Origin of the sequence: Pinirhizobacter sp. (genome assembly GCF_035317885.1) — a bacterium.
Lineage (GTDB): Bacteria > Pseudomonadota > Gammaproteobacteria > Xanthomonadales > Rhodanobacteraceae > Pinirhizobacter.
This window is the reverse complement of record NZ_DATHFX010000107.1, coordinates 1-4445: the sequence shown is the minus strand read 5'-3', so window position 1 is coordinate 4445 and position 4445 is coordinate 1. Positions and strand designations below refer to the sequence as shown.

Below are 4445 nucleotides of genomic sequence, written 5' to 3'. Positions count from 1 at the left end.
CGTTGGGCGCCCTGGGCGCGCAACTGGCCGCGCTGGCCGCCGAAGGCGATCAGGCCGACCTTGTCACCGCCGCGCATCGCATACCACGTGGCCAGCGCCACCGCACGCGCCGCCTGCACCGACTTGAATCGCGCGCGCGTGCCGAAGCGCATGCCGGCATTGGTGTCCACCACCACCAGCAGCCTTCCTTCGCGCTCTTCCTCGAACAGCTTCGTATGCAGGCGTCCGCTGCGCGCGGTCAGGCGCCAGTCGAGCCGGCGGACATCGTCGCCCGGCTGATAGGCGCGCGATTCGGCGTAATCCATGCCACGCCCGTGCAGGCGGCTGGACTGCTGCCCGTGGCGGGCCGTATGCACGCGTTCGGGTGGCAGCTTCACCCGCGCCACGCGTGCGCGCAGGGCGATCAGTTCGGCGAGGCTGACACGGGTGCGACCGTCGCCATCGATGCTGGCGTCGACGGCGGTGTTCACGGCAACGGCACGAGGTCCAGCAGGCGGTCGATGATGCGGTCGGGGCGGATGCCCTCGGCCTCGGCTTCGTAGCTGGGCAGGATGCGGTGGCGAAGTACTTCGTGGGCCACGAAGTGGACGTCTTCGGGAAGCGCGTAGTCGCGCCCGGCAAGCCAGGCTCGGGCGCGGGCGCAGCGATCGAGCGCAATGGAGGCACGAGGACTGGCGCCCCAGGCGATCCAGCGTGCCAGTTCCGGGCCGTAGCGCCCGGCATCGCGCGAGGCCAGCACCAACTGGGCCAGGTAGTTTTCCAGTGCGGGCGAGACATGCACGTTCAGCACGGCATCGCGCGCGGCGAAGACGTCGGCCGGCGTGAGCGCCGGCTTCACCGCCACCGGCGCGTGCATCGACTGCCGCGCCTGCTCGCGCGCCAGGCGCAGGATGGCCAGTTCCGCATCTGCGTCGGGATATCCGATGGTCACGTGCATGGTGAAGCGGTCGAGCTGGGCTTCGGGCAGGGCAAACGTGCCCTCCTGCTCGATCGGGTTCTGCGTGGCCATCACCATGAAGAGGTCGGGCAAGGGCCAGGTGCGGCGGCCGATGGTGATCTGCCGCTCGGCCATGGCTTCGAGCAGCGCGGACTGCACCTTGGCCGGCGCGCGGTTGATTTCGTCGGCCAGCACGATGTTATGGAATAGCGGGCCGCGCTCGAACTCGAAGGTGCCCGCCTGCGGCCGGAAGATGTCCGTGCCGGTAAGGTCGGCGGGCAGGAGGTCGGGGGTGAACTGCACGCGGTGGAAATCCGCATCGATGCGTTGCGCCAGTGCCTTGATGGCGGTGGTCTTGGCCAGGCCCGGCGCGCCCTCCACCAGCAGGTGGCCATCGGCCAGCAGGGCGATAAGCAGGCATTCCACCAGGTGTGGCTGGCCGATGATGCTGCGGGAGAGATCCTCGCGCAGCGCGGCGAATGCGGCCTGCAGCGGATGGGCGGGCGAAGGTGCGGGTGCGGGCGGTGCTGGCGTCATCATGGGGATTCAGACCGTCGGGGAAGCCATAAGTTTACTTAACCGGCGGCCCGACGGCTTGTGCCTAAAGGCTCGTGTCTAGCCAAGAAAAAGGGCCCCGAAAGGGCCCTTTTTCCCGCTCTTTCAATGACTCGCGTTACTGTAGCGAGTCTGAAAGGATCCGCGGGGTGACGAAGATCAGCAGTTCCGCCTTGTCGTTCTGGCGGGACGTGCGGCGGAACAGCACGCCGATGCCGGGGATGTCGCCCAGGCCCGGGATCTTGTCGATGGTGTTGGACTTGGTGACTTCGTAGATGCCACCGAGTACCACCGTCTGGCCGTTGTCCACCAGCACCGAGGTATTGATCTCGCGGGTGTCGATCTGCGGCACCGAACCGCCGCCGGGGCTGTTGACGAATTGGTTCAGTGCGTCCTTGGTGACGTTGATCTTCAGGTAGACGCGGCTGTCGGCGGTGATCGTGGGCGTGACACGGAGTTCGAGCACCGCATCCTTGAACTGCACGGTGGCGTTCTGCGCGCCGCCGCCGCTGGCGCTGGCCTGGTAGGTGACGTAGCCGATCTCCTGGCCCTGCTTGATCACCGCTTCCTGCTGGTTGGCGGTGATGACGCGCGGGCTGGAGATCACTTCGCTGCGGCCTTCGGTTTGCGCGGCGGAGAGTTCCAGGTCGACCAGGTAGCTCGAGCCGATGATGCCCAGCGCAATGGAACCGGTCGGGTTGGCCACCGGCAGGTTCACGTTGTAGCCGCCCGGAAGGGTCAGGCTGGGATTGGTGACCGTGCCGTTGGCCACGCCGACATCGTTGTTGTGGACCTGGGTGATCAGGCTGCTGGCGCCGGCGCCGGTGCTCGCGCCGCTACCACCCGTGGTGGTGCTGGTGAGGTCGGGCGTGGTGCCCAGCACGTTACGGCCGCCCGGGCTGTGCTGGAAGGCCTGCACACCCCAGCGCACGCCGAGGTCGCGGCTGAAGCTGTCCGACGCCACCACGATGCGCGATTCGATCAGCACCTGCTGCACCGGGCGATCGAGCACGCCGATCAGGTCGCGCAGTTCACGCACCTTCTCGGGGGAATCGTTGATCAGCAGCGTGTTGGTGCGCTCGTCGAAGGAGACGCTGCCGCGCGTCGACAGGAAACCGCGCTGGGTGTTGCTGGAGCTGCCACCGCTGTTGCTCTGCATGCTGCCCGACGTGAGGAGCTTGGCGATATCCGCAGCCTTGCCATAGCTGATGGGCACGTAGTCGGAAACGAGCTCCGCATTGTCCTGCGCCTTCTGGCGGGCATCGGCGAGGTTCTGCTCGTAGGTGGCCAGTTCCGCCTGCGGGGCGATCCACATCACGTTGCCGTTGCGGCGCTTGTCCAGGCCCTTGGCACGCAGCACGACGTCCAGTGCCTGGTCCCAGGGCACGTTCACCAGTCGCAGGGTGACGCTGCCGCCGACGGAGTCGGAGGCCACCATGTTCAGGCCCGAGAGATCGGCGATCAGCTGCAGCGCCGAGCGAACGGGGATGTCCTGGAAGTTGAAGGTGACACGATTGCCGCTGTATACCGGGTCGGCGCCCTTGAGCAATTTTGGATCGGTTGGGGCGGCCTTCTTCGGCGCCACTTCCACCACGTATTCGTCGGCCGACTGGTAGGCGGAGGTTTCGACCTCGCCCTTCACGCGGATCTCCATGCGCGCGCCACCGGCTACCGAAGTGGTATTGATCGACTGCACGGGCGTGGCGAAATCGAGCGTGTCCAGGCGCTGGGCGAGTTTTTCCGGCAGCGTGGCATGGCCGAGGCTGACGATGACGCGGCCGTTGTCCTTGTGCATTTCCGGCGTGATGCCGCTGCCGGCCAGGCTGACGATGATCCGGCCTTCGCCATTGGGGCCACGGCGGAAATCGATGTTGGAGATCGCAGGGCCACCGGAGGCGGACGGTGCGACCTTGGTCGGGTCGGAGACGACGCTGGTGCTGGTGGTGGCGCCGGTGGCGCCATTGCTGACCTCCATCACCAGCGTGTTGCCTTCCACGTGCGTGGCGTAGGCCGATTCGCGGTAGAGCTCGACGACGACGCGAGTGCGGCCACCAGCACCGACCACCGAGACACCAGCCGTGGCGCCCTTGTTGACGTCGACGTGGCGGGTACTGAAGCCATTGGTGGTATCGGCGAAGTCCACGGCGATGCGCGGCGGGTTGCCGGTGGTGAAGACCTTCGGCGCAGGCGGCGGCGTGTCGAAGGTCATGCGAAGTTCGACCTTGCCCCCGGGCTGGGCGTCGTAGCTGACGTCCTTGAGGGTGCTTGCGGCCAGCGCGGACTGCGCGAAGACCAGCGCGCCGCCGCAGGCAAGCAGCGCCACGGCCCGGCGTACCAGGCGCGGCGAGCGACCGCGAAGATGAGTGTTGGAGGTAGTCATGTTCATCGTCCCCGATCGATGCTTATTTTTCGCCGAGCGCGATGCTGGCCTGGCGTTCCATCCAGCCACCGGTACCGTTCGGAACCAGTTCGACCAGGTCGATGTGATCATCGGCAACGCCCGTGACGCGGCCATAGCTCTGCCCCATGTATTCGTTCATATGCACGCGGTGGATAACGCCGCCAGGATCCTTGACCAATGCTTCGGTGGATTTACCAGCACCAACCGTGCCAACCATCTTCAGGCTGTCCAGCGAGAACATTTCCAGCGGCTGCTTCGGACGGTTCTCGTCCGGCCGCGGGCCCGATGCGGTGCTCGACTGCTGCATCTCGGCCGTGCTCGGGCTGAACGGATCGCGCTTGGCCTGGTCGTTGTAGGCGAAGGTCTCAAAGGTCTGGATCACCGGCAACGGCGGGATCGGCGCGCCCTTCTTGGCCTTCTCGGCAGCCACCCAGTCGCGAAGATCCGAGGTGCCGCCGGTGCAACCGGCAAGCGTGGCCACGGTACCCATCACGAGCAGGCAACGGCGGGCGGGAGTCATGAAGCGGCTCATGGCTTGCCCCCCTTGGCGGC

4 protein-coding genes are annotated in these 4445 nt (G+C 66.7%); all 4 read right to left on the bottom strand.

Annotated features, from left to right (window positions below):
• The coding region (locus VK519_RS03315) for a DUF58 domain-containing protein (RefSeq protein WP_324347654.1) at positions 1–470 on the bottom strand (470 nt) is incomplete at its 3' end.
• The gene (locus tag VK519_RS03310; protein WP_414692687.1) at positions 467–1474 is read right to left on the bottom strand and encodes an AAA family ATPase; all 1008 of its coding nucleotides are present in this window, start codon (positions 1472–1474) and stop codon (positions 467–469) included. The genes VK519_RS03315 and VK519_RS03310, both read right to left, overlap by 4 nt.
• 136 nt (positions 1475–1610) lie before the next feature.
• Positions 1611–3872, bottom strand: a complete 2262-nt coding sequence (locus tag VK519_RS03305; protein WP_324347650.1) for a type IV pilus secretin PilQ — start codon at positions 3870–3872, stop codon at positions 1611–1613.
• 22 nt (positions 3873–3894) lie between these two features.
• Positions 3895–4425, bottom strand: a complete 531-nt coding sequence (locus VK519_RS03300) for a pilus assembly protein PilP (RefSeq protein WP_324347648.1) — start codon at positions 4423–4425, stop codon at positions 3895–3897.
• Positions 4426–4445: the final 20 nt, after the last annotated feature.